Source organism: Undibacterium sp. GrIS 1.8 (genome assembly GCF_040544445.1).
In the GTDB taxonomy this organism is placed as follows: Bacteria; Pseudomonadota; Gammaproteobacteria; order Burkholderiales; family Burkholderiaceae_D; genus Undibacterium.
In genome coordinates this window covers 21,586-47,776 of record NZ_JBEONQ010000039.1, presented here as the reverse complement: position 1 = coordinate 47,776, position 26,191 = coordinate 21,586, and the positions used below count along the sequence as shown (strand labels likewise).

23 protein-coding genes are annotated in these 26,191 nt (G+C 48.5%); 14 read left to right on the top strand and 9 right to left on the bottom strand.

Features of this window, described 5'->3' with window-relative positions; all coding sequences use genetic code 11:
- Positions 1-199 precede the first annotated feature (199 nt).
- Entirely contained in the window at positions 200-796 is a 597-nt protein-coding gene (locus tag AAKU64_RS16850; RefSeq protein WP_354334612.1) for a GNAT family N-acetyltransferase, read from the top strand.
- A gap of 75 nt (positions 797-871) precedes the next feature.
- Here the strand turns inward: AAKU64_RS16850 and AAKU64_RS16845 are convergent, their stop codons facing one another.
- From AAKU64_RS16845 to AAKU64_RS16825, 5 genes are all read right to left on the bottom strand, one after another.
- A complete protein-coding gene (locus AAKU64_RS16845; protein ID WP_354362502.1) occupies positions 872-2,002 on the bottom strand; it encodes a radical SAM protein in 1,131 nt (376 codons plus the stop codon).
- Positions 1,995-2,417 (bottom strand): hypothetical protein, encoded by a 423-nt coding sequence (locus AAKU64_RS16840; RefSeq protein ID WP_354334608.1) that lies wholly within the window; start codon positions 2,415-2,417, stop codon positions 1,995-1,997. Before AAKU64_RS16840 ends, AAKU64_RS16845 begins: the two co-directional genes overlap by 8 nt.
- A gap of 457 nt (positions 2,418-2,874) precedes the next feature.
- Positions 2,875-3,669: a UCP032817 domain-containing protein gene (locus AAKU64_RS16835; RefSeq protein ID WP_354334607.1), complete on the bottom strand. Its 795-nt coding sequence runs from the start codon at positions 3,667-3,669 to the stop codon at positions 2,875-2,877.
- Positions 3,670-3,855: 186 nt separating this feature from the next.
- Complete coding sequence (locus tag AAKU64_RS16830; protein ID WP_354334613.1) at positions 3,856-4,344, bottom strand: low molecular weight protein-tyrosine-phosphatase; 489 nt, start codon at positions 4,342-4,344, stop codon at positions 3,856-3,858.
- Positions 4,345-4,426: 82 nt separating this feature from the next.
- Positions 4,427-4,819, bottom strand: a complete 393-nt coding sequence (locus tag AAKU64_RS16825; RefSeq protein WP_354334605.1) for an MAPEG family protein — start codon at positions 4,817-4,819, stop codon at positions 4,427-4,429.
- 348 nt (positions 4,820-5,167) lie between these two features.
- Between AAKU64_RS16825 and AAKU64_RS16820 the strand changes: the two genes are divergently transcribed.
- The 3 genes from AAKU64_RS16820 (at position 5,168) to AAKU64_RS16810 (ending at position 8,086) form a co-directional block, all read left to right on the top strand.
- Positions 5,168-5,419 carry a hypothetical protein gene (locus AAKU64_RS16820; protein ID WP_322120603.1) on the top strand — a complete coding sequence of 84 codons (252 nt, stop codon included), beginning with the start codon at positions 5,168-5,170 and terminating at the stop codon, positions 5,417-5,419.
- A 287-nt stretch (positions 5,420-5,706) separates the two neighbouring features.
- Positions 5,707-6,867, top strand: a complete 1,161-nt coding sequence (locus AAKU64_RS16815) for a porin (protein WP_354362501.1) — start codon at positions 5,707-5,709, stop codon at positions 6,865-6,867.
- 337 nt (positions 6,868-7,204) lie between these two features.
- Positions 7,205-8,086 (top strand): transporter substrate-binding domain-containing protein, encoded by an 882-nt coding sequence (locus tag AAKU64_RS16810; RefSeq protein WP_354334601.1) that lies wholly within the window; start codon positions 7,205-7,207, stop codon positions 8,084-8,086.
- Positions 8,087-8,124: 38 nt separating this feature from the next.
- Here AAKU64_RS16810 and AAKU64_RS16805 read toward each other — a convergent pair whose 3' ends face one another.
- The gene (locus tag AAKU64_RS16805; RefSeq protein ID WP_354334599.1) at positions 8,125-8,835 is read right to left on the bottom strand and encodes a hypothetical protein; all 711 of its coding nucleotides are present in this window, start codon (positions 8,833-8,835) and stop codon (positions 8,125-8,127) included.
- A gap of 184 nt (positions 8,836-9,019) precedes the next feature.
- On the opposite strand from AAKU64_RS16805, the gene AAKU64_RS16800 reads away from it, so the two are divergent.
- From AAKU64_RS16800 to AAKU64_RS16785, 4 genes are all read left to right on the top strand, one after another.
- Positions 9,020-10,507 (top strand): sensor histidine kinase, encoded by a 1,488-nt coding sequence (locus AAKU64_RS16800; protein ID WP_354362500.1) that lies wholly within the window; start codon positions 9,020-9,022, stop codon positions 10,505-10,507.
- Positions 10,497-11,135, top strand: coding sequence for a hypothetical protein (locus tag AAKU64_RS16795; protein WP_354334595.1), 639 nt, complete (start codon positions 10,497-10,499; stop codon positions 11,133-11,135). Before AAKU64_RS16800 ends, AAKU64_RS16795 begins: the two co-directional genes overlap by 11 nt.
- A gap of 64 nt (positions 11,136-11,199) precedes the next feature.
- Positions 11,200-12,591 (top strand): sigma 54-interacting transcriptional regulator, encoded by a 1,392-nt coding sequence (locus tag AAKU64_RS16790; RefSeq protein ID WP_354334593.1) that lies wholly within the window; start codon positions 11,200-11,202, stop codon positions 12,589-12,591.
- 229 nt (positions 12,592-12,820) lie between these two features.
- Positions 12,821-13,171, top strand: coding sequence for a BON domain-containing protein (locus AAKU64_RS16785; protein ID WP_354334592.1), 351 nt, complete (start codon positions 12,821-12,823; stop codon positions 13,169-13,171).
- A 404-nt stretch (positions 13,172-13,575) separates the two neighbouring features.
- Here AAKU64_RS16785 and AAKU64_RS16780 read toward each other — a convergent pair whose 3' ends face one another.
- Positions 13,576-14,241 (bottom strand): NUDIX hydrolase, encoded by a 666-nt coding sequence (locus tag AAKU64_RS16780; protein ID WP_354334590.1) that lies wholly within the window; start codon positions 14,239-14,241, stop codon positions 13,576-13,578.
- Positions 14,242-14,441: 200 nt separating this feature from the next.
- On the opposite strand from AAKU64_RS16780, the gene AAKU64_RS16775 reads away from it, so the two are divergent.
- The 6 genes from AAKU64_RS16775 to AAKU64_RS16750 all read left to right on the top strand — a co-directional run bounded on the left by AAKU64_RS16775 (position 14,442) and on the right by AAKU64_RS16750 (position 23,808).
- Positions 14,442-15,311 carry a cysteine hydrolase family protein gene (locus AAKU64_RS16775; RefSeq protein WP_354334588.1) on the top strand — a complete coding sequence of 290 codons (870 nt, stop codon included), beginning with the start codon at positions 14,442-14,444 and terminating at the stop codon, positions 15,309-15,311.
- 41 nt (positions 15,312-15,352) lie between these two features.
- Positions 15,353-16,543 (top strand): nicotinate phosphoribosyltransferase, encoded by a 1,191-nt coding sequence (gene pncB / locus AAKU64_RS16770; RefSeq protein WP_354362499.1) that lies wholly within the window; start codon positions 15,353-15,355, stop codon positions 16,541-16,543.
- Positions 16,544-16,561: 18 nt separating this feature from the next.
- Positions 16,562-18,265, top strand: coding sequence for an NAD+ synthase (locus tag AAKU64_RS16765; protein ID WP_354334584.1), 1,704 nt, complete (start codon positions 16,562-16,564; stop codon positions 18,263-18,265).
- A gap of 14 nt (positions 18,266-18,279) precedes the next feature.
- Positions 18,280-19,353 (top strand): bifunctional nicotinamide-nucleotide adenylyltransferase/Nudix hydroxylase, encoded by a 1,074-nt coding sequence (locus tag AAKU64_RS16760; protein WP_354362498.1) that lies wholly within the window; start codon positions 18,280-18,282, stop codon positions 19,351-19,353.
- Between the two features lie 325 nt (positions 19,354-19,678).
- Entirely contained in the window at positions 19,679-23,452 is a 3,774-nt protein-coding gene (locus tag AAKU64_RS16755) for a hypothetical protein (RefSeq protein WP_354362497.1), read from the top strand.
- Between the two features lie 107 nt (positions 23,453-23,559).
- Complete coding sequence (locus AAKU64_RS16750) at positions 23,560-23,808, top strand: DUF3297 family protein (RefSeq protein WP_322120587.1); 249 nt, start codon at positions 23,560-23,562, stop codon at positions 23,806-23,808.
- A 222-nt stretch (positions 23,809-24,030) separates the two neighbouring features.
- On the opposite strand, the gene AAKU64_RS16745 is transcribed toward AAKU64_RS16750, so the two are convergent.
- On the bottom strand, positions 24,031-24,831 hold the full coding sequence (locus AAKU64_RS16745; protein WP_354334579.1) for a tRNA-uridine aminocarboxypropyltransferase: 801 nt from the start codon (positions 24,829-24,831) through the stop codon (positions 24,031-24,033).
- Positions 24,832-24,981: 150 nt separating this feature from the next.
- The gene (locus tag AAKU64_RS16740) at positions 24,982-26,106 is read right to left on the bottom strand and encodes an HAF repeat-containing protein (protein WP_354334577.1); all 1,125 of its coding nucleotides are present in this window, start codon (positions 26,104-26,106) and stop codon (positions 24,982-24,984) included.
- Positions 26,107-26,191: the final 85 nt, after the last annotated feature.

Genomic DNA, 26,191 nt, shown 5'->3' with positions numbered 1-26,191 from the left:
GCAACTTTCGACTGGCTGGTCAAAAGGCAGAATGCTATCGCATCTGACCCTTTGACTTTTTATTCAATGTTGCTCTTCGTACTTGAATCCGCCCCTATTTCAAGTAAAAAATTGTGGAGTATATGATTTTTGTTGGATTTGACTTAGCGCGATACACTCTTTCACCGATTTCCATCATCTACTAAAAGCGATACCATTGATGACTACTTCTTTACCCGATACGCCTTCCGATATTCATGTCCATCCCGATGCTGCTGATGTCGGTTCAACGACGGCTGCGTTTACTTTCCGTGATGCGGTGCTGGTGGATGCGGACGTGATTGCTGCTATGGTCAACAGCGCTTATCGTGGCGATAGCAGTCGTCAGGGCTGGACGACGGAGGCGGACTTGTTGCAGGGCGTGCGTACCAATGCAGATGAAATCCGCGATCAGATCGCCGCTGCCGGATCGTTTATTTTGTTGTGTTTGCAGGATCAGGCAATCGTCGGTTGCGTGCATTTGAAGCAGCAGCAAGATGCGGCGTATTTGGGGATGTTTGTGGTGCGCCCGCATTTGCAGGGCAAGGGCATCGGCAAACAGTTTATGCAGCAGGCAGAAAGCGCCGTACAGCAACGTTGGGGCGTGACTAAAATCTGGATGACAGTGATTAACGTTCGTCATGAGTTGCTGGCGTATTACGAGCGGCGCGGCTATGTTCGCACGGGACGCTTAAGTCCTTTTCCGGTTGAGGACAGGCAAGAAATCTTGCTGGCTGGTGCGCTGCAGTTTGAAGAATTAGAGAAAATCTTAAGCTAATGTTTTGAGCTAATGTGTTCAGTTGCCACTGGCCAGATTAGCAAAGCGATAGCCTTGCACAATCGGTGTAAGTGTTTAGAAGTTCACTACATGTAACTGATGGACAGGTCGCACAAAGGTATGCTGGCGGCTGATCGCTGCGACTTCGTCATACCAATACACCGCGGCAGACGTGACCTCATTGCCTTTGTCTGATCCAGGCATCGAATTCATTGCAACCATGCGGCCTACCTGATGACGGTCTTCCAAATGATGCCATGTCTGTTCGCAGGCATCGACCAGTTTGTTGGCTTTGCCACTGAGCATCCATGCTTGCGCTAATGTACCTAAGGGAGCGTCGTACAAAGACCCTAACCACAGCGCCTGATTAACATCATGCGTCAGTGGCACGACGGCACCATCTGCCTGCACAATCAGGATTGGCGCTACCTCTGTCACTTGCCTGACCGGCAGCGCCGGTACCAGGTGATGGCGATAATGGTGCAGCTGTTGCAGACTGATCGCATCGACATGCACAGCGACGCCTAACTGTTCGCCCAAGCGAGTCGCTTCTGCGATGGCGACTAATAATTCCAACGTATCGGGGCGGGCATCGGGCAGGGTGTCTGCAGCGCGGCCATACAGCGTCAGCGGATGCACCTGCACGCTACGTGCGCCTTGTTGCGCTGCGAGTTTGACGACAAATTCCAGGCTATCAACATTGTGTTGTGTCAGCGTAAAAATAAATCCAAAGCCCACGCCAGAGTCCCGTATCACCGACAGGTTGGCCAGCGTTTTTGCATAAGCGCCTTGCCGTCCGCGCATGAGGTCATGCTCTTGCGGTGTGCCATCAATCGATACCGCCACCACGTCTAGCAGGTGACAAATTTTTGCCCATCGCTGCGATGTCGCGAGCATACCGTTGGTGGTGATGCTGGTTAGCATGCCAAGCTCACGTGCCCGGCTTAACAAGCTGGGTAGTTCGGGATACAACAAGGGTTCGCCACCGGACACAGCAAGCTGCTGATACCCTAGCAATGCCGCATCTTGCATACACGCCGTCAACATCTCCAGCCCCAATTGCTCGCTTACTTGGGGGGATGACGACGTGTAGCAATGCGCGCATGCCAGGTTGCAGCGCCGGGTCGGATGCAACTGCAAAACAGGTGCAACGCCGGTCGGGCTGCTGATGCCAGAGAGCGTATCAGTGTTGGACAGATCAGCCACCAATATTACCCATGCGATTGAGTTGTCCGGCAAGATTACCCAGATGTTGCACATCGGTCAGCTTGCCAGTAACGTCGCCAAAGTCCAGCTGCATACGCAATACGTCGGGGAAGGGAATACCGTCAATAATGATTTTTGGTGGATGTACGTCACCGCCATGCACGCGATGCCATTTCAGCCAGAGCAAAATATCGTTACCGCAAGTTGGAACATCATCGCCGTAATAGGCCAGCGATAATTGCACGCCAGTTGCGTTGTTGCCGCCGACTACTTTTGCACCGATCACATGGGCGGGTGACTGATCCATATTTTTTGCAATTTCGCGTACCGATTCCTCGGTCAAGCTACGGTTTTTCCACGCACTTAATAGTTTTTCCGAACCACGTAGTTTTTGGTTCGATGTGTCATTTGCCATTACAATCTCCTAATGAAAAGTATCAAAAAGTTTTGAAAAATTTTGAAAAAACTCACCAACTTGCACAAGTGCGCGTTGGAGAACTTCACATTAGGTGATAAAAATGACAATGCAAATTATTTAAATAAATGACAACAAAGATTTAGATAGCTTTTTTGCAAGCATTGCCAGATTTGAATAAAAAAGCTTACTGATAGATGAGCTTGATAGCGGGCATTGCCTGCTGAGGTTGCTGAAGAAGTAACGTAGTAATTGGGAACTCCTAAAACCCCCATACTCGGGCGCACCGCGTCAAGGTTGCAAATCTGCCTAGCGTTGCATCTCGATTAAAACGTTTTTAGAGGCTCCGATTTAGCACGTCCAATGATATTGAGGCTTACAGGCCAATATCTCGCCAGAAGCCGCAGAATGATTGGACATCCTAAATCCAATATTCGACAGCGAATCTACCTAAAGATTAGCTACTACTGCAACTACTGCCACAGCTACTACCGCAACTGCTACCACTATCCCCAGAACTGCCGCTATCGCAAGAACTTCCGACATCAAACACATTACCGCCGTCAGAGGATGAGCTAACGGCACTCGCTCTGGCGGCGGCTTCTGCTTGACGCCGATAGACTTCATACATCGCCGCGCTGATAAAGCCGGCCGTCATCAATTCCATTACATCCAGGCTGGCAGGGAAAATCATTTTTCCCTCAGCGCTACCATCGCTATTTAGATGGCGATAACCAAACTTGCCCGCGGCTGCCTGGTAAGCATAACCACCTGGCATTTTCAATTTTCTATCCAGCGCAAACAACGCTGGCACACTGGTGCTGGCCAACGCCAGTCCCTCAGACCGCCGCGCCTGCACTAGTGTGGTGGCCAGCGCTTTGTCGATAGACTCGCCCATTTCGCCAGCTTCGATGTGCGGGATGTCTCTGCCAAAATGCTTACGGCAGAACATCCCCAATCCCGCTTGCGACAGCGCGCTCCACGCATGCCAGACCGAGTCCGCCGCTTTCGATGGCAACGCACAAGCTTGCTCGCTGTGTTTAACGCAATCGAAAAACATCATCAAGCCTTCTGCCGCCCGCATAAAAAAAACGGCATCACGAGGGATGCCGGGGAATTCTCTGCTTGCCATGGTTTGCCAAAATCCGAATAAATTATCGGGGATATCGCTGAGGGCTTTTTGATATTTCGACCGGCGAATGATATGTTGCGACCGTAAGGTGTTGATCTGATCTCTGATATTTTCTAACATTATTATTGTTCTCCTTTGGTTAAATTCCTTTTTTTATGACTTTATCATAGGAGTCAAATGTGACGATTGTGTGACGTGGCACTAAGGACTTTTACGTAGTTGCTTTAATGTCGTATGTTTGAATATCGAATATCTAAACGAGCCGGTACCGTCACAATAAACTTAACGGTGCGTTCAGCAAAATACTTATCTGGACGCTTCGTAATTTTGTTGTAGCGTACTAAGCAAACCATCCGACGCATCTTCAATATAATCAAGCACTACATCAAAACCACGTCCGCCACCGTAATACGGGTCAGGTACTTCGTCGGCTTTACTCTGCGTTGCATATTGCATCATCAGACCTAGCTTGTGACGATACTCGATTGGACAAGCAGCTTCTAACAAGGCCAGGTTAGCTTTGTCCATCGCCAGAATTAAATCAAATTGGGCAAAATCTCCAAGCGCTACTTTGCGCGCTCGCTGCTGGGATAAATTGATGCCACGTTTTGCCGCAAATTCTTGCGACCGCAGATCCGGGGGCTCGCCCACGTGGTAGGCATGCGTGCCGGCAGAATCGATCAAGAACGCGTCGGCCAAACCGGCCGCTTCTATCTTGCTGCGGAATACGCCTTCCGCCGTCGGTGAGCGACAAATATTGCCCATGCAGACAAAGAGAACAGCGGTATTTTTTATTGTGTTCATGATGTGGTTTTAGTGGATTAGTAGATACTGATATAGGTACAAAGTAGCGCACTACAGCATCACCAGCAGACAGTTATGCCATCAAAAAAATGCCAACACAAGTAGCGACTCCACCAGTCCAGATCAAGGTGCGTAGAGTAGAAAAATTCATCAGATAGGCTCCGGTATACAACAAACGTAAAGCAATAAAAACGACCGCCAGACTATCAATACGTCCTTGATCCGCATGCGCTTGCTGTGCCATTACAACCGCTGCAATAAATAAAGGCAAGGCTTCAAAACTATTACTCTGCGCGGCATTAGCACGCTGCTGCCAGCCAGTTAAATTTTTTGCCCACTCGCGTGGATTGTCGTTGTTGTACCTGCCAGCATGACGCGCTAATTTGGCAGAGCTACTTTTTGCTAAACCCACAGTAATTACTGGTAAAGCACAGGCCACGAGTACGCACCAATTTGCAATTGTCATTTTATTTTCTCCTATTCATTTCAATTATTATTAAATCTAACAGAAAGCACTTGCCGGTAAAAACCTAGTTTCATCGCAATAGTAAGATAAATCAGATCGATTTACACAGACAGATCAAAGTACTGATGCAGTCTAAGACCTGAGCGGATAGATAGCGAATCGTCAGCATAAGAGAGCCGTGACAAGATCGATAAAAGATCGATAAAAGATCGATAAAAGAGCGATAAATATCCGCTGTAACATTTAGCAACACATTCCTTGTCAACACAAATCGATTCCATCGCGTTCTAGACATACGTAGACTAACTACGGAAAACAAACCAACCAAACTCAAGAACAGGATCTATCATGAACAAGCTAATCGCCGCTCTCGTTGCTACTACCTTCGCCATGGGTACAGCGTTCGCACAAACACCAGCACCAGCAGCTAAGCCAGCAGCGCCAGCAACTGCGGCACCAGCAGCAAGTGCAGCTCCAGCAGCAGCTCCTGCTGCATCAGCACCAGCTGCTGAGAAAAAGATGAAGAAGCATCACCACAAAAAAGCAGCATCTGCAACAGAAACACCAGCAGCGTCTGCACCAGTAGCTCCAGCGAAGTAATTCGCAACAGTCAGCTATCGCATTGAGATAGCTGACAATGTTAAAAAATCGGCGTGATGAGCGCCGATTTTTTTGCGCTCTACGTTTGCAGAACCCAAGGCAGCGCTCAAACTATGTTGCCCAGTTCATACACTTCAATCGCTGTCGGTAAATTGTCCTCATCACCCCATCGTCCATGAGCAATAATCAAGAGCTACTGCGTGGACGTTATTCCTGACTATTTAATACGATAACGATCAGACGATTCCGTCCCTCACATTAATCATGCTGTACACCTCGGGGTCATCATGAATCTGAAACATGTTTTCGCATGCATCGCCGTCTCTGCTGTTTGCCACACTCTGCCCGTGCAGGCGCAAACTAACGTGCTTGTGTATGGGCGCCTGGTGGTCGGTGTTGTCAACTATTCGGCATACAGTGATGGTCGTAGGTCCGTAACAAAAGAGAGCAGCTTTAGCAGTCGCTTCGGTTTTAAAGGCAGCGAGGCACTGGGTGACGATCTCAACGCGCTATTTGTGTTGGAAGGCGGATTTAATCCCGATACCGGTAGTGGAGGTGTTATTTCGCGCGAGGCCAGTATTGGCCTTGGCTCGCCTTACGGCAAAATCCGTTTTGGTTTTATGTTGACCCCCTTAGACGATTTGCACGGGATTGTCGGTCCAGGTTATCTCAGCAATGCCAGTAACGACAATCTCAACGGATTTTGGGCAAACGGCTACAACAATAGTTTTACCGGCGCCAGCGCAGATGGCAGTTCGCCTTGCATACAAACTTCTGCAACGCAGGGTAATGCAAACACCTTTGCATTTGATAATCGCTACGGCAATTCGGCTCGCTATGATTCGCCTAATATGCATGGCTTTAGCTTTGCCACGCATCTGGCGCTTGGTGAACCGGCGCAGAATCTCAACTGCCATAGCACCGCATGGTCGAGCAAACTACAATTCAATTCCGGTCAGTTAGTCGCGGCACTTGCCTATAACTTGCACCACAACGTCAGAGACATCAACCTGGACGACAGCATTGTATTGTTTGCGCTGGGCTTTAATCTGACTTCGCAAATCAATCTCAGCACTTATCTCCAGCACATCAAGTACGACAATATCGGTAGTCACCCGTTACAGCAAAACGGTATTGGTGTGCGAGGAAGATTTTTTCAACATAGTCATACCTTTGAGCTAGCCTGGTATCGCGGCGGCGAGGGAAAAGGGGATCAAACTCCGGTTTTTTCCGGCATCTTTACCGGTGCTGGCACTCAATCTGATTTAATGATTGTTGGCTACCGTTATGACTTATCCAAGCGGTCGCAACTGTGGTCTCAGTACGCAATTTTGCGGAACGGCTCACATGCCGGATATGAGCTTGGTGGTGCCGCTGCAGTTAGCGCATCAGCAAGATTAGGACAACACCCGCAGGCGATTGCCTTTGGCATAAAGCATGATTTTTAATGTGTTTGTAAAGACTTTCTCTTGATTAAAATATATATACTAGTGGTGGGTATATATAGCTTGTCCATGTATTAATTGAGCAGTAAGGCGTTTTTATAAAAATAATAAGGGAGTATATTTAAAACGAACTATTTAGCCACGACTAAAATACGAGAAAATATTTTCTATATTGCTTTAAAAAATTGTTTTGTATAAGTTCAAATAAGGTCAAATAAAGTCAAATTAGTTTGAATAAAGTAAGATTTTAGCCAATAGCTTAGTATGATTCTCTGCAGAATTTAGTTTTCACACTCTGACGAATAACCATTGAAATAAGACCTCTGGATCAGTGATTGAAATGACCGCGCTTCACAAATTTTTGCCAATCAGTTTGCTGCTTTGCGTGTGCCTGCTAGCACCCTCTGCCTCGGCTGCGGTCACCCGGGTGATCTATCCTTTAGGTGAAATTCAAAACGATACCCGTTACAACGATGTCATTGAAATGCTCTGCGTTTCGCTTGAAAAAACTAAAGCCCAGTTTGGTGACTATGAATGCAAGCCCAGCGCAGCGACCATGCCCAAAAAGCGTTTTTTGCAAGAGTTAGAACAAGCCAGTCACAATATCAATGTGATCTGGAATCCCGCGTCTGAAGAGTTAGAACAACGTTTGTCTGCGATTCATGTTCCGCTCAGAAAAGGTTTAATGGGCTACCGCGTTGCGCTGATTCACAAAGATAATCAATCTAAAATCGATCAGATCAAAACACTGGACGACCTAAAAAAAATCAGTTTTGGTCAAGGCGTAGGCTGGACAGATAACGCAATATATCAATCACACGGCATTCAGGTGGTACAGGCGCAATATAGTCAATTATTTAAAATGCTGAGCGCAAATCGCTTTGAGTTTTTCCCACGCGGTGCCGGAGAGATTCTTTCAGAATACGACAACAACATCAAAGACAATCCTAATCTTGCCATCGAAAAAAACCTCTTGATTTACTACCCATTTCCCTATTACTTTTATTTTAACCACAACGATAAAGCGATAAGAGAACGGGTCGAAATCGGTTTACATATTATGCAAAAAGACGGCAGTTTTGAAGCGATTTTTAATAAATATCACCAGGCAGCAATTGAAAAACTGAATCTGAAAAATCGTCGCGTTATCCGTTTAGAAAATCCGCTGCTACCAAAAAATACCCCGCTTGATTCTTCTAGTTTATGGCAGCCTGTTAAGTAATCGCCCAATCAAAAATACCTCAATACTATGTGCCGGCGTCAAGGGTGTTCACTCATATAAATCACGCGTGGGCATGATGAGGTTGCCGATATTTGAGGGCACAAAAAAGACACGGTAATTGACCAGTGTTTGCAGGAAATTTCTATCAAATCGGGTGTGTCGCCCATCCCGATTGTGCAGGTAGATTGCAATGCTGCGTCCAGTGACTTTGCTTGAAAATAACCATAGGTACTAATTTTTTGTATCGCCTCATAAGCGACTTTTGGTGCTACCGTGCCCGGGCGAATAATTAACTCACGAATCGGGTTTCGATTATTGAGGGTGACTATGGTTTCTAGCTCGGCACGACCGCAACTCCATTGGGTATTTTCCCGCGCACATTGCGCCACGTAGTACATGGGTTTGCCATTTAATTGCGCATGCGGACGACATTTAACATCAGCAAAATTCGCCTGACGGGCATTGGCGTCAAAGGCTTGCGCGTCAATCTCTGCCACCGCGACGCCAAACTTTTGTCCACAAACTATTTGCTCTAACAACAGACGGTCATGATTATTGAGTTTGACTGGAAAGGTTTGAGTCGTGGTTTGAGCAGTAGTTTGAGATACAGTTTGAGATACAGTTTGTGATCTGCTCACCGCCCTCGCAGAAGACGAACCAGATAACAGCGCGAGTAATAACAGTAATGACAGCAAAAATAATAAGGCCGGGTATTGGTGCCTGAGCTGATGCCTGAAGAGTCGTTTCATTCTTAATACCAACGGATCCGTTGTTTAGAAAAGTTTATAAAAAATATCGTTAAAGCTTTGTACATCTTAAATTGCTACGCAAAATTATTTTAACAATCGCGTAGTTTTTGATCAGTCTAACGAACCTGCTATAGACTGACGATCCATTTAGTTAAAAAGAGTGTACAGAAATTCGTAGATTACTATGCTTGCTAAACTTTCTTTCCGCCAACTGCTACTTGCTGGCTTTCTTTTTATCGCAATCTTGCTTAGCGGTACCTCGGTGCATGCGTTGTTGACGCTGGAGCGACTGACCAAGCAAAGCCGTGCAGTTGCGCATCAGGCGGTTAATTTAACCGAAGAGTCCCAACGTTTGACCGAGCGCACGGTGGCGATGGAGCGTAGCGCACGTCAATATTTGGTATTGGATGACGTGGCATTTCGTGATATTTACGATGACGCGGTGCAAGAGGCAAAAGCATCCTTGCAAGTGTTAGCGCAAGCAATTCCTGACCTCCCGCCAAAACAATTAGAGGACTGGAATACGCAGACCGATATTGCTAGAAAAGTGTTACAAGAAGGTCGAGTGACGAACAAGGCGACGCTCCATAAAAATCAACAAGCCTTGTATCAAAGCTTTGTGCGTTTGCCTGAAATCAATGATCAGATAGTGCTCGCCAGCAAGCGTGAGATTGAACGCCGCAACGACCAATCCTTGATGGAGTTGGAGCGTCAACGGCGTTTGCTGACAGCCTTAGTGTCGGGCGCGATGATCATGGCGATTGTGTTAGCGCTGACTTTTGGTCTCTGGCTTGCGCGCCCCTTGGCGCAAATCGAGTTAGTAATTGGTCGTTTGGGAGAAAACAAATTTGATCAGGAAATCGCCGTAAGCGGGCCTGCCGATTTGCGCCGCTTAGGTAAGCAACTGGATTGGCTGCGTCGTCGTCTGGCTGATCTGGAGGCCGACAAAGCCCGCTTCTTACGCCACATCTCGCATGAGTTAAAAACCCCGCTGGCGGCGTTGCGCGAAGGAGTCGCTTTATTGGAGGACGGCGTAGCAGGTACGCTGAGCGATAATCAGCGCGAGATCGCCCGTATATTGCGTCAGAACACGGCTTCTTTACAAACCCAGATCGAAGATTTGCTGCGCTATAATGCCGCCGCTTTTGATGCGCAACATTTACATAAAACTCCGGTAGATCTGATGCAGTTGCTTAGCACCGTCATTGACGGTCAGCGTTTGCAATGGCAGGCGCGCGGTTTGACTGTTGAACTGAAAACACAATTAGCTGCTGAACGGCAAACGGACTTGCGCCAGTTGCTCAGTAATACGCCAAGTCGCCCGCCGACCATCAGCGCAGATGCAGAAAAACTCGGTGTCGTGCTCGCCAATCTGCTGTCTAATGCAGTGCGCTTTAGTCCTGACAGCGTGATTGACTTCATCCTTACCCAAGCCGATGGCTATGTCAGTATCGACTGTATTGATCAGGGATCTGGCGTGGCGGCGGATGATGCGGCGCGTATCTTCGAGCCGTTTTATCAAGGCGCCCGCCAGCCCGCCGGTGCCCGCAGCGGCAACGGCATTGGCCTCTCTATCGTGAGCGAATATATCGCTGCCCACGGTGGAAAAATACAACTGCACCCTACAGTTTCAGGTGCACATTTTCGGATTGAATTACCTTATGAACGCTAGAGCTAAGTTAAATTTTTTAAGTGGTACCGGCTTACACAGTGTGCTTCTTTGCGCGCTACTAAGCACAGTATTAGGCACATTACTCAGTGCCTGCAAAATTGCACCGCAACAGCCCGACCCTAACCAGGCATCAGCGATACCGGTGGCCGTCGTGGTGCCGCCGCAAGCGGTGATTGCTAGTGATAACGAGGATCTTTTAGCCTACTTTCAGCGAGCACGCTTATTGCCATCGACCGAATTACCCAAGATGCTGGCAGACCTGAATGGTTTAGAAAAAGGCATAGAAAAAAAGGCACGCCATGATGTGCAGCGCGCGATACTGCTGGGATTTATCCGTGGCAGCGGCGATCTGATGCGCGCGCAAGCCTTGTTAGACGGCGTAGTGAAATCGACTGATGCCGATGCAGAACATATTAAGCCGCTAGCGTATTTTTTATCCACCAATTACGCAGAATGGCGACGCTTGGATGAGGCGCTTGATAAGCAAACGCAACAGCTAAAAGAAAGCCAGCGCCGCGCCGATCAGCTTAGTCAAAAGCTAGAAGATTTAAAAGCCATAGAGCGCCAGTTACCGACCCGACCAAGGAGCGCCGTAGTTGCTCCTGCTACTAGTGATAATAAGCAGTAGAACGGTCGTGTAGCAATAGTGAAGCGCATTTACGCACACGATCAACGTCAAAAAAACATCCATCATGATCAAGCCAAAAACTGAACAAGCGCAATTACTATTGGTCGACGATGACCCCGATTTGTTAACCTTGATTTTCATGCGCCTAACCGCCGCAGGTTATCGCGTGACCGCGGTCAGCAGCGCAGAGGCTGCACTCGCCAGATTATCGATAGAGTTGCCATCGCTGGTCATCACCGATGTCCGTTTGCCGGGGCGCGACGGCATGGCGTTGTTCGACGCGATCCGCAGCCAGTACGCCGCCTTACCGGTCATTTTGTTGACTGCCCACGGTACGATTCCTGATGCAGTAGAAGCCACAGCGCGTGGTGCCTATGCCTACCTGACTAAGCCTTTTGATGGCAATGTCTTGCTAGAAAAAATCGCCCACGCCTTGAGCCTTAGTGGCCCCAGTGCCGACCCCGCCAGCAAAGACGAGGCGTGGCGTGAAGAACTCATCAGCCGCAGCCAGCGCATGGCAGAACTGCTGGCAGAAGCCAAGCTGGTCGCCAGCACCGATGCCAGCGTATTAATCCAAGGCGAGAGCGGTACCGGTAAAGAATTATTAGCCCGCGCTATCCACCGCGCCAGCAACCGCGCCAAAGCGCCTTTTATCGCAGTCAATTGCGGCGCCATTCCTGAACAATTGCTGGAGTCAGAATTGTTCGGCCATGTCAAAGGCTCCTTCACTGGCGCGGTCGCCAATCGCAATGGTTTATTCCAGGCAGCGCATGGCGGTACTTTATTTTTGGATGAGATCGGCGATATGCCGCTGTTGTTGCAAGTCAAACTGCTGCGCGTGCTGCAAGAGCGTACCGTCCGCCAGGTTGGTTCTGATCAGGCGATTCCGGTAGATGTACGGGTCTTGTCCGCCACTCATCGCGATCTTGATGTCGCTATGAAAGAAGGTCAGTTCCGTGAGGATTTGTACTACCGTCTTAACGTCGTCACGCTAGCGTTGCCGTCACTGGCAGAACGGCGTGAAGATATCGCTCTGCTCGCTAACCACTTCCGTCAGGCGCTGGCTGACAAATACGACAAGAAGATCAACGGTTTCGCCCCCGACGCGCTGGCAGCGCTGATGTCCGCACCGTGGCCTGGCAACGTGCGGCAATTGCATAACGTGGTCGAGCAGGTGTGCGCCTTAGCCACGGCACCGCTGATCCCCCTGACCTTGGTACAAAGGGCTTTGCGCGTACCGTCGCTAGAGGCGCTCAGCTACACCGATGCCAAACAAAAATTTGAGCGCGATTACCTGATCCAGTTACTCAAACTGACTGACGGCAACGTGTCCGATGCCGCCAGACTGGCGGATCGCAACCGTACCGAATTCTATCGATTGCTACAAAAACACGAGCTGACACCCAGCCTGTTCAGGGCAGACGGCGATCCTGTCGCTGATGAGCGACAGGATTAAATCTTTTAAAATCAACTACTTACGAAATTGCTTCTTTTGCCTGTCGCTATATCCCGACACATTTACGGTAAAAAACCAGTATTTTCATTCGGCTTACAGGCAAAAAATTATCTAAGTGATTGAATTAATGTAGGTTTTTAATAGCTGGCACAGCATGTGCAATACACCAGTCAGTAGCGCCACAAACATGTGAGACGTTGCCTTTAAACCTCATTAAAAAGGATTTATCATGCAAAATCGTTCATTTATCACTTCCCTCATCGCTGCTTCCGTATTGTCTATGACTGCAGCATCCTCTTTCGCCGCTGATACCGTAGTAGCCCAAGCTGCCAAGCCAACCATGACAGAAAAAGCGGGCGTTGCCGTTGATGATTCCATGATCACCGCTAAAGTAAAAAGCGCTCTGGTAGCCGATAAAGAAGTATCCGCATTGAAAATCAACGTCACCACCAAGCAAGGTGTGGTGATCCTGACAGGCGCAGTACCAAGCGTTGCAGCGAGTGATCGCGTACTGAAGATGGTCGCCAGCATTGAGGGTGTGAAAGACATCCAAAACCAGCTGCAAGTATCCCAAGGCTAAGCCAGGGCTAACACAGATTCTGAGCGACCTCTAACCATATCTTAAGTCGATAACCTATGCGAGCTCCCCCTTGCCTGAATAGGTTCTGTTGATCAGGTCAGAAATCGTTAGAGTGGGTTAGAAGCAGAGTTTGTAGTAGAGAATTGGAAACGGCATTATCAAGAGATAGTGCCGTTTTCTTTTTGTTGGCCCTAGTAGTTAAATATTAATACTCCTAGTGGGTATAATTTAATTATCCAGGTTATATTTGGACAATAAGGCAATTTCTAAAAAAAAGATGGGGAGTATATTGATTATCGTGTATTTTAATTGAAACAATCTGTAAAAATTTCTGTTAATAATCGTCGAGTTTAAATCCAATATCAAAGCCAATAAGTCCCACATCGACGGACTTACGATTACCCTCACAGCCCCCGGTCAATCAACTGCAATTGCTGTCGGTAAGCTCGCTTCAATCGATAGACCTGCGCAGGCCGATGCGCGCCTGCTGCTTCAAATTTCCCTGCGACCTCTTCTAGCATATCCATTTCTGTGATTTTTCTGCGGAAGCTGACTTTGTTCATTGTTTCTCCCATCAGTGCCTCATATACGCGTTGCAGTTGAGGCAGGGTGAACAGGTCGCCCGCTAAATAGCATGGCAGTGATGAGTATTGGCTTTTACTACGTACGCGGGCGACGGCGGTGTCTACAATTGCTTTATGATCAAACGGTAGAGTAGTCTGGCGATCAACGCTGACTAATTGCACGTTGGGGTGTCCGGCGCTTTGGATGATGTCGGACGATACCAGCGCGTAATAGCTGACGGACACAGACCAGCCTCTGGGGTCGCGTGCATTGCCGGAGAACGTTGCTAACTGCTCTAAATACGGCGCCTCAATACCGGTCTTGGTTTTTAAAACGCGTAGTGCGGCATCGCGTGCATCGCTATCGGTTTGCTGATGAATATAGCCACCAGGGAGCGCCAGCGCGTTTTTAAACGGATCGGCATCGCGTTTTAATAAGGCGACTTTTAATCCGTCGTCTTGCAGTGTCAATAAAACGATATCAACGGTACAAATAATTTGTTCCATCGGAGTCTTTGCTATCGGTGTTGAGATCAAATACAGCTAATTTATTCTTCTTAGATACATTTTGCAACTAATTTAATTGATGTGCTTGGTAGAATTTTATATTTAGAAAAGAAGAATTTAGAAATAAATTCTTACTTAGTTGCAAAATGGTTTTATCTATCCTAGAATAGAATCACCTGATTAAAAAAAGGAAAGACGTCATGAAAAGCCAGTTGCATCTCCTCATCATTGACCCACAAAACGATTTTTGTGATTTGCCAGAAAACTACCTGACAAGCAATCCGCAAGACGGACAATTGGTGCAGCCAGCACTGCCAGTGCCGGGCGCGCATGCGGATATGTTGCGTGTCAGTGAATTGATTCAGCTCGCTGGCAAGGGATTGACTGCGATTAGCATTACGCTGGATTCTCACCACCGCTACGACATCGCTCATCCGACTTTTTGGTTTGATGCTGCGGGTAAGCCGGTTACACCGTTTACGCAAATTTCATCCGCCGATGTTCGTGCCGGAAAATATCTACCACGCAATCCAAGTGCAATGCCAAGAGCGCTGGCCTACATAGAGGCACTGGAAGTGGCAGGACGCTATCAGCTGATGATCTGGCCGGTACATTGCGAGATCGGGTCTTGGGGGCAAAATGTGCACAGCGATATCCGGGCTGCCTACAATTTTTGGGAAGACGCTACTAACGGCGTGGTGAGCAAACTTAACAAAGGATCTAATCCATGGACGGAGCATTACTCCGCCGTGATGGCAGAAGTGCCGGATGCCGCTGATCCAGATACCCAGTTAAATCGTGAGTTTATTGGCAGCTTAGCCAGCGCCGACCGTGTGTATATTACTGGCGAGGCGGGCAGCCATTGCGTCAGGGCGACTACCGAGCATATTGTAGAAAATATGAAACCCGAAGATCTATCCAAATTAGTTTTATTGACCGACTGCATGAGTCCGGTAACAGGCTTTACCGCACAATATGACGCCTTTATCCACGACATGGCAACGCGCGGTGTACAGATTGCAAAATCGAGCGATGTGTTAGCCGAGCTGATTGCTAATCAAAGTCGCTAAGGCAGATCAACACAATAAAAATGAGACCAGAGAAGAAGAATATGAAGCCCATCGTCACCAGTTTGTTAGAAACCGATTTATATAAATTTACGATGTGGCAGTCTTTGTTGCATAGCCACCCCAATGCGCAGACGGAGTACGCTTTTGTTTGCCGCAATACTCCAGCCTATCCTTTATCTGAATTAAAGGCTGATGTAGACAGAGAACTAGATCATCTATGCGCGCTGCATTTTGCAGAAGACGAGTTAGATTATTTGCGCTCACTGCGCTTTATCAAAAGTGATTTCACTGACTTTTTGACGGTATTTCACTTTCAAAGAAAATTCATCAAAGTCACGGCCAATGGTGACACCTTAGAGATCGTCGCAACCGGTCCTCAAGTGCATGTGATGGGCTTTGAAATCTATGTACTGCATATCGTCAATGAATTGTATTTCCGCCGTTTGCAAACAGAAACCAGCTTGCAAGAAGGCCGTGATCGTTTGGCTAAAAAAATCGCTTTAGTCAGAACATTTGCTCAGGAAGCGACACGAGAAAATCCGTTTGAATTTTTTGATTTTGGATTGCGCCGCCGTTTTTCTGGTGAATGGCATGATGAAGTCGTCGCTACGCTGAAGCGTGAATTACCTGACTATTTTAAAGGTACCTCTAATGTGTATCTTGCAAAAAAACATAAGCTAGTTCCGATAGGCACAATGGCGCATGAGTACCTACAATCGTATCAATCCTTTGGCGTACGCCTGCGTGATTTCCAGAAAGCAGCCTTAGAAGATTGGGTGCAAGAATATCGCGGTGATCTTGGTACGGCACTCACCGATGTTGTGGGCATGGATGCGTTTTTGGCGGATTTTGATCTGTACTTCGCCAAGCTGTTTGATGGCTTGCGACACGATTCTGGCGACCCGGTTGTCTGGGGTGAAAAAGCACTTGCACATTACGCCAAGCTGCGGGTGGATGCGCATACCAAGCGCCTGGTATTTTCTGACGGACTAGATTTCGACAAAGCTTTTTCCTTGTATCGGCACTTCGCCGACCGCACCATGACAGGCTTTGGCATCGGCACCAATCTCACCAACGATACGGGCATCAAAGCGCTCAATATTGTGATGAAGCTCAAAACTTGTAACGGCCAACCGGTTGCGAAGTTATCCGATTCCGCCGGAAAAACTCTGTGTACCGACGAGACCTTTTTGGCCTATTTGCGTCAGGTATTTAATCATCCCGTCATTTGATGTAGCGAATATAAAATCATGTTATCCATCGCCATTGCACAATTGAATTACACCGTGGGTGACTTCGCTGGCAACACTGCCGCGATCATCCAGTCGATGACCAAAGCTAACGCGCTTAAAGCGGACATTGCGGTATTTTCTGAGTTATGTATCTGCGGCTATTATCCCGGCGATTTGCTGGAAGACAGCCGGTTTTTATCGCAATTGGATGTCGCTTTGTCGAGCATTCTTGCTGCCTCAAAACAATCACCGTCTATGGTCACTGTGATCGGGACGGCCAGGTGCAATGCAGGCATAGGCAAGCCATTACATAACGCCTTACTCGCGATCAAAGATGGTGTCATCGTTGCTGAGTATTACAAACAGCTGTTACCTACTTACGGCATTTTTGACGAGCGTCGTCACTTTGAGCCCGGCTCGGAAGGCGCCTGCTTGCTAAAAGTGGCAGGTCAAAAAATTGGCTTTATGGTGTGTGAAGACGGTTGGAATGATGAAGGCCGGGATTACCAGATCAATCCATTCACCGCATTGAGTGCAGCGCAGCCCGATTTGATTATCAGCATCAACGCCAGCCCATCTGACATAGGTAAGCGGCGGCAACGTCATGCCATGTTTAGCAAGGCATCCAACCATCACCAATTGCCGCTGTTATATGTCAACCAGATTGGCGGACAAGACCAATTGGTGTTCGACGGCGCCTCGTTCGCGGTCTCGCCTGCGCAGGGTATTGCGTATGAGGCAGCCCGTTTTGAAGAAGACTTTAATCTCATAGGATTTAACGCAGGACAGTTTTTATCCGTCGATGGCAGCGCATTGCCCAAACCTGATAGCGAGGGATTGTCCGCCACCGAATTCACCAGAAGGCAAATTGTGCTCGGCCTGCAAGATTACGCCCGTCGCTGCGGCTTTACTCAAGTCGTAGTCGGCTCTTCAGGCGGTATCGATTCTGCATTGACACTAGCACTCGCCGCAGAAGCCTTAGGTGCTGAGAATGTGATCGCGATCACGATGCCATCGGCATATTCCAGCGATGGCTCAATCGCTGATTCAGTCAAGTTGTGCAACAATTTAAACGTGACTTTATTCACGCATCCGATTTTGGATTTGGTCAAACAATATAGCCAGGGATTTAGCGCCGCATTTGCCGCACCGCTAATAGGTTTGCCATTAGAAAATCTACAAGCACGGATACGCGGCACTATCCTGATGGAATACTCCAACACCTACGGAGCCTTGCTACTTACCACCGGCAATAAGAGCGAAATCTCGGTCGGCTATTGCACCCTGTATGGTGACACCAACGGTGGATTAGGCTTGATTGGCGATCTGTATAAAACTGAGGTGTACGCCTTATCACGCCACATTAATCAACATGCCGGGCGCGAGATTATTCCCGAGGATGTACTAACTAAACCGCCTTCTGCCGAGCTGGCACCAGATCAACTCGATACAGATAGCCTGCCACCTTACGACGAGCTCGATGAGATGCTGAAATGGCATATCGAAGGCAAGCGATTACCCGACTATGAATTTGCAAAGGCCAGCGCTTTTGTCGAACAATTAGTGAGTACCGAGAAAGGTGAAAGTAGCTTGAAGCGGATACTAGGCATGGTCGCCCGCAATGAATACAAACGTCGCCAGGCACCACCCATCATCCGCGTCCGTTCTCGAGCCTTTGGCAGCGGACGCCAGATGCCAATCGCTGCTAAATATTTGAATTGACCAATAGGACTAGCATGACCAACAAAGCTCCAGCTAACAACTTTGATGTCGCCGTTCTGATTGGCCGCTTTCAGCCATTTCATCACGGGCACGCACAACTTTTACAGCGGGCATTAGACACCGCACCTCAGGTTGTGATTGCGCTCGGATCATCTTTCCACGCGCGCAGCACAAAAAATCCCTTTACCTGGCAAGAGCGCGCTAGCATGATCTGCGCTTGTTTGTCGGAGGCGGATAAAGAGCGTATTCGGTTTGTCGCGGTGCGTGATTATTACGATGATGTGCGCTGGGCGCATGCAGTTCAGAAAAAAGTGCATGCGCTGATGCCGGAGGCAAAGCAAGTCGCTTTGATCGGGCACTTTAAAGATGCTTCAAGCTATTACCTCAATCGCTTTCCGCGCTGGCAACTGATCGAGGCGGATCAAACTATTGCAGTGGACGGACCGCTGGATGCGACGCTGATACGCCGGGTACTATTTGAGAGTGAAGACATCAATGTATCGCTCGATGTCGTTGATCAGTTTTTACCGAAGGCGATACGACAATATATCAAAGCCTGGGTGATTTACCCGCACTTCGCTGATCTGGTCAAAGAACATCAGCAATTGAATAAATACAAAGCCGCCTGGAATGCGGCACCGTATGCCCCGATCTTCTCAACCGTGGACGCAATCGTCAAAGCGGCGGAGCATATTTTGCTGGTGCAACGTGGTGGTTTTCCGGGTAAAGGCTTATGGGCGCTGCCAGGTGGATTTCTGGAACAGGATGAGCGCCTGCTGCAAGGTGCGATCCGTGAACTGACAGAAGAAACCAATCTCGCCGTCTTAGATTCTACGTTAGAAAACGCGCTGGTCGATGTCAAAGTCTTCGACCATCCCGGTCGCAGCCAACGTGGCAGAACCATTACGCATGCCCATTTCTTTGATCTGCAAATTGACCACCTGCCAGACATCAACGCAGCCGACGACGCAGCGGCTGCCGCGTGGGTGCCGATATCTGCACTGGCTGCGATGGAAGAAGTTTTCTTTGATGATCACTTTCATATTCTGGATCATTTTTTGACACTGAGTGAGCCTGACCATTGTTAGCCAGCGCGATCTAAGAGCGAGCTAAACATGCGCCAGAGTCTATAAACACCAATTAATCATAGCTACTTAGCGACCGTCTTCGACTATGAATATAAATATACTCATAGTAAGTATATATTTGTTGTCCATACAATCATTGGACAATAGGGTTGTTTTACAAAAAATAAGGGGGAGTATATAAAAATATACATAAATGTGGCGCGTCTCTGCCCTAAGATAAAAAACAGCAGCATCCGTTGTGCTTGTGTTTATAATCAGCCAAGGCTTTTTGTTAGAATTTAAGATTGCATCGATATGAAAAAAAGGAGTAGTTGCGCTAAGAAGTATGGACAAGCAAGTCATTTACACCAAGACAGCAAAAGGCCTGGCAGAGGCGATTGGTAAAACCAAGCAGCTTTCTCGAGGCCTTCGTTCGGTTCTTAAAGAGATTAATGGCAGCGCTCCGGTCGAGCTTGTTCAAAGCAACTTGGGTAATCTGGCAGACAAAAAACTAGAAAAAGCGCTGGAGCAATTACTTAAAGACAGTTATATCCGTATCTTTGATACACCTCGTCAGGTAAAGAAACTCAACACGGTACAAACACCGACACCCGACGATATTGATTTTTCTACCATTGGTAGTTTTCAGGAGTCGCTGCTTCAACTCACGATGAGCGCTTTTTACAACGCCGTAGAGGCGCAAAACGCTGCCGACGCAACGGCACCAAAAGAAGACCCTGTTGTTAAATCTAGTCCGCCGGTAAGCACAATCACCGTCCCTAAAGCGATTACCGAGGCTGACCCCAAGATTCAAGCGTTGGCAGAATATGTACAGCGTCTGGAGCTAGAAGCCCGCGTCAAACAAGCGGCTAAAGAAAAGACCCGAAAAAAATTAGAAGAAGCCCAGCAAGCTAAATTAAAAGCCCAGCAAGAAACGCAGGAACAGGACGCACTACAGCAAAAACAGCAGCAGTTAAAACAACAAAGCGACGCGCAAGCGCAGGTTCGACACGAGGCTCAACTAGCGCAACAAATCCAGCTAACCGACCAGCAAAAGCAGGCGGCGACTGACGCGTTATCGTATATTCAAGCGGAAGAAGTTGCACAAGAGAAAAGTAGACATGATGCAGAAGAGCTGGCGCGCCAACAACTTCAAGAAAAAATCAGGGCCGAGGAACAGCTAGGCAAAGAGGCGGTTTCCAGAGCAGAAGAATTAGCTAGGGCGGAAGAACATAAGCATCACCAGAACGAACTCAATGCCAAGCAAGTCGCAGAAGAATTACAGCGCAAAGTTGCACAAGGTCGCGCCCGCATGGAGTTAGAAAAGAAAGCGCAAGAAGACGAAGCCAGAAGAAAAGCAAAAGAATTAGCCGAAAAAGAAGCAGAACAACGTGCTGCGCAAGAAGCCCAGCAAACAGCGATGGAAGCTGCTCGTTTAGCGAGAGAAAAAGAGGAGCGACTTCAACATCAGGCAAATTTGAAGCGCCAGGCAGATATTGCCGCGGAAGCTGCAACCCAAGCCACCCGTGCGTTAGCTGAGCAACAGCAGCGCGAATATGAGATTGCTCAAGCGGCAGAAATTGCGAAAGCAGAACAGCTAGCCAGAGTGCAAGAACAGCAAAGCCGTATCGCGGCAGAGGCCAAAGCAAAACAAGAGGCATTACAGCGCACAAAAGCGGAAGAAGAGCGACAGTTTAGAGTACAGCAAGCCCGTATCAAGGCAGAAACAAAGGCAAAGCAAGAAGCGCTAGAGCGCCAACAAGAACAACAAGCCAAAGAGCAACAAGCCAAAGAACAACAAGCCAAAGAACAACAAGCCAAAGAACAACAAGCCAAAGAACAACAAGCTAAAGCGCAGCGAGAAGCATTAGAGTTAGCCAAAGCGGAAGAGCAACGTATTGCGCTGGAAAAGCAGCGCCAACTTGAGGCGCAAGCCAGAGAGAAGCAAGAGCAAGAGGCTGCTGAACAAGCAAGACTGGCTAAGCTAGCCGCAGAAGAACAAGCTCGAATCCAAGCGGAAGTGAAGGCGCAGCAAGATGCGTTAGCACTTGAGGAAGCCAAGCAAGTAAAGAAGGCTAAGGAAGCGGAGCAAGAGCGACTAAAAAAAGAAGAACAATCCCGTCTTGAAGAGGAAGCTAAAGCCAAGCAAAGAGCATTAGAGTTAGCTAAAGCGGAAGAGCAACGCATTGCGCTGGAAAAGCAGCGCCAACTTGAGGCGCAAGCCAAAGAGAAGCAAGAGCGGGAGGCTGCTGAACAAGCAAGGCTGGCTAAACTAGCCGCAGAAGAACAAGCTCGAATCCAAGCGGAAGTGAAGGCGCAGCAAGATGCGTTAGCACTCGAGGAAGCCAAGCAAGCTAAGAAGGCTAAGGAGGCAGAGCAAGAGCGACTAAAAAAAGAAGAACAATCCCGTCTCGCAGAACAAGCTAAACAAGCCCAACTCAACGCAGAGGCGGAAGCAAGTGCAGTTGCATTGCAGCGCGCTCAAGCGGAAGAAGAGGCGCTGATCCGTCAGTCCGAAGAAGAGCGTGCCATCAACGAAGCAACCGAGCGTCATCGCCTAGAAGGTATTGCAAGGGAGCAGCTCCGCCAGCAAGTGCATCAACGCACTGCTTCAATGTACGAAGAAGAAGAGCGCGCACGCAAAGAAAAAGATCAAGACGTTTTGAACGGTATCGAGGCGCTAAAGAAGCAACAAGAAATCGATCATGATCAGGATGAAAAAGATCGTATAGCCCGACAAGAAAAAGAACTGCTCTTAAAACAGCAAGCTGAGGAAGCCGCACAACACGAAGCAGAAGAACTGAAACAAATGCACGCACAGATAGAAGCGCGTGAGCTCGCAAGGCAATTAAAATTACAGGCACGTGCAGAATCCCAGGCAGCAACCGCAAGCCAATGGTCTGTCATGTTGTCGCGAGCAGCTAATTTGGTCGTGAATAAAATTTTTGGTAGCTTATTAGAAAAACTCAGTCTCATCGTGTTTGCCAGTGCCATCGTGGCGATTGCTGCTATTCATTTCACTTCGTTTGATCGGCAGGCAGCGATATTTGAAAAATCCATCACTAGCGTGATAGCGCAGCCGGCCAAAATCAACGGGCTATATTTTGCTTTGCTACCGCGCCCTCACTGGCGAGCAGAAGGCGTGACGATTGGCGACCGGCAACAAATCCAAATTGCAGAAATTTCTGTCGCTATCGATATCACGACCGTATTCGACGATAAAATTTCTATGGGACGGATTGATATTAATTCCGCTCAACTTGATGAGGAAGCTGCAGGCTGGATTTTGTTTAACTCACGGGCACAAAGCCATACACAATTTGGTCCGGTATATGTTGAGGACCTCAAACTAAATTCGCCTAATTTGCCATTAGCTCTGTTAGAAGGCTATGCTGACTTTGATGCCAACGGACATTGGAACTCGATCACCTTAGATTCCTCAGAACGACAATTCCATGCCGTCTTATCACCAAATGGTGCGAGGACTACATTTGAAATGAATGCCGATGATTTCACACTCCCTTTCGGCATCAACGCCAACCTGAAAAAATTCCATAGCGCGGGCAATATTGATCAAGACCGAGCCGAGATCAAAGAATTTGGCGGCAGTGTATACGACGGTGTGCTAAGCGGTAGTGGTACCTTGCGATGGGGCGATCGCTGGACTTTTTCTGGTAATTTCAGCGCGATAGAGATCAGTCTTCCCGGTATTGCACCGCGCTTATTTAGTAGCGGAAAAATGAAAACTAAAGGGCGCTACACGATGCAGTCCAAGACCAGTAATAAGCTGTTTTCTGCACCAAGGATAGACGGCAGTTTTAACGTCGGTAATGGTGAATTAACAGGTATAAATATCATGAGTGCGTTAAAGAGTACTCAGCTTCTGGGCCGTACCAGTTTTACTGAGTTAAGTGGTAATTTTACCTATAACGGTAGCCAGACCCAGTTACAAAATATCCGCCTGAACGCTGGCATAGTCTCTGCAAGTGGTTTTACATCGATTGATGCTAATGCCGGACTTTACGGCCGCTTCTCTGTTGACTTACGCTCGCCCACCAACACAGAGCGCGCCAATATATCGCTGTCGGGCAAAGTGAGTGAGCCTAAATTTACTGATTAATCCCGGTGACGTTTAGAAAAAGTAGCATCCAGCGCAAGTAACAGCTAGGCCAAAGACGAATAACAAGCAATTGTACTGATCGGCGTTCTAGTGGATAATTCAAGCCTATGAACGATACTACGACACCCCCAAATTTGCCCGATCGACTCTCAGTTGATCCCCGCAGCCCTTACCACATCGCCGCCGTATTCGAGCACGAAGTCGGTATCAAGCTCAACGACAAAGAACGACTCGATGTTGAAGAATATTGCATCAGCGAAGGCTGGATAAAAGTCGCGGCGGGTAAAGCCGTGGATCGCAAGGGCAAGCCGTTAATGATTAAAGTAAAGGGCAAAGTTGAGGCGTTTTATCGCTGATTCTGATGTTCTGGTTGGCGCTGATGGCATGGCAAAGCTGATTTAAAAATACAAAATTACTATTAAAAATGGGGCGACATCGAAGTGATCCGATGTCGCCCCAATTAGTTTTGACGCATGAATTGTGCAGACATCGCTAAATCGTTTTTGGCAATGGTAGAACTTAGGATTAATCGCAGATAGCGCTGGATTGTTGCTAAGCTTCCTGTCAGGAGTCACAAGCTAGGTGTTGTTTGCTGGCAATCGCAAATCATGCAAATCATGTAGGTCACGCAGGCGCTGGTGCAAGTCATCATCCCAGTCCAGCTTTTGCTGCTGCTTGGCGCGCAGGTAGTGTTCGGTAAATACATCCAGATAGGCTTCTAAGGTCTGCGCGGCTAAGGTCTCGCCAGCCAGAGTCAGGCACAACGCTGCGACCTCGCATGTACACAAATGATCTTCTTGCTGGGCGCGGCGCAGGCGGTAGCGCGATACTTGTTCAGGCATCAAACTTAGTACCGGAAGATGATTCAGGTAAGGGCTTTTTTTAAAAATCTTGCGAGCTTCTTGCCAGGTCGCGTCTAACAGAATAAACAGCGGACGCTTGCTCGCCGCGCTTACATCTTTGGTGTCAGGTTGCTCTGCCGGTAATTGCGTGATCACCCGTTCCGGTGCGATAAACTCGCCGGGGAACACCACATACGGCTGCCATTGCGGATCAGCCAGCACTGCCAGCAGCGCAGGATCTACTGTAGTGCGGGCCCAGCCAAACGCCATCGTGTCCGGCACCACATCGGCAATTAGCCAGCCTGTGTTGCTAGGTTTCAGCGTCTCGTGCTCGGCCATGATCAGGCAGACTCCGGCACGCGTAGCTACCACCGGACGCAGGGCGCACAGGCAATGGCTCAGGATCAGACGACATCCGGCGCAACGCTCGCCATGCGGACCGCCACGAGCAAGAAACGGGCGCGTACTACGCTCCAGTCGGGAGGAGCGCAGGCGGGATACAGCGTGAGGGAAGTGAGTTGAGTGGGGTTGGGTCATGGGAGAATCAAGAGCAATGCCAGAATCAAAAGCTAAATTGATCTGGCACAGCAAGAGGACTGGTCAAAGCCCAGCATTCTAAAGCAATCAAGTTGACGAGCACAACTCAGCAAATAACTTAACAAGCAACTGAGCCAGCGCTATTACTGATTACGAACCCCGAAAAACACCACCGAAAAATAGTCCTTTGAAGCGCTTCCGAAAAATCACAATCGTGCCAGTGAGAAGCAACACGATAAAATTAAAACTCAAAATCTTGGTACCGCCAAGATCAACATAAGGCACTGCGTTGGATTGCATAGTCGCCGCGTTCAAACCGCGATCATAGGTCGCGCCGATGACTTGCTCTTGGTTGTTGATAGCATTGGTAAGGTATAAGCCTTTACCGCTGGGGTGCAGCAGCATTTTATTGTCCCGCCAAACGAAGGAGATGCGATGGTCGCCAAAACGGTCGTTGATAATATCAACACCCCCGACGACGTGACCAGCATTGTTGATACCTGTAGCGAAGCTATCGCCACGACCGATGATCGCACCCAAGTCTGTCATGCGCTTGCCGTCGTAGACAAAGGCATGCAAGCTGCGATCCTTCATCTCTGATGTTCCGACGACAACGCCCTTGTCATTGATCGCAGTCGCAACACTAAAGCGACCACCAAGAGTGCCAAGATCGATCATGCCACGCTCGGCATCGTACAAAAAAGCATGGCGCGAGCCATCTTCGGTCATCGCTGTGCCAACTACCTGGCCCACGCTGTTGATCGCGCTGGCAGCACTGACCTTACCGCCTAAGGTACCCAGATCCTTGAGCGGCTCGCCGCGCTGGTACAAGAAAGCATGCCAGTCGCCATTAGGCGTATCAGCAAAGCCAACGACCGCACCAGCATTGTTTAACGCCATACCGTGGCTGCTAGGGCCACCCAGAGTGCCTAATTCTTGTATGCCGTCGGCACGACTGTAAAGAAAGGCAGTCCAAGTCCCGTCTTTTTTGTCGGATGACCCAACCACCTGGCCTTTGTCATTGATGCGCTTTGCCTCGCTCTCTGTCCCACCAGGCGATTCAAGCTTGATCAACTGTCCTTTATCAAAAAAAGCAGCATGCCGACCACCTTTCTCATCCTCAATCACCGCCGCGACCTGACCAGCAGCATTCATGTCATATGCAATAGACCCACCTTGCTTAGGCGGCACAATCCCAAGCGACTGAGTAATTGCACTCGCCTCACCACCCGCCAGAGCCAGCAGAAAAAAAGAATAACGCAGAATATGACGCATACAAGAATCCTTTCAGGTGGAGTTTTACAAACAGAAAAGTCGTGGGTAAATGTACATCAATAATGCTTGCTGTAGATGCCAGATT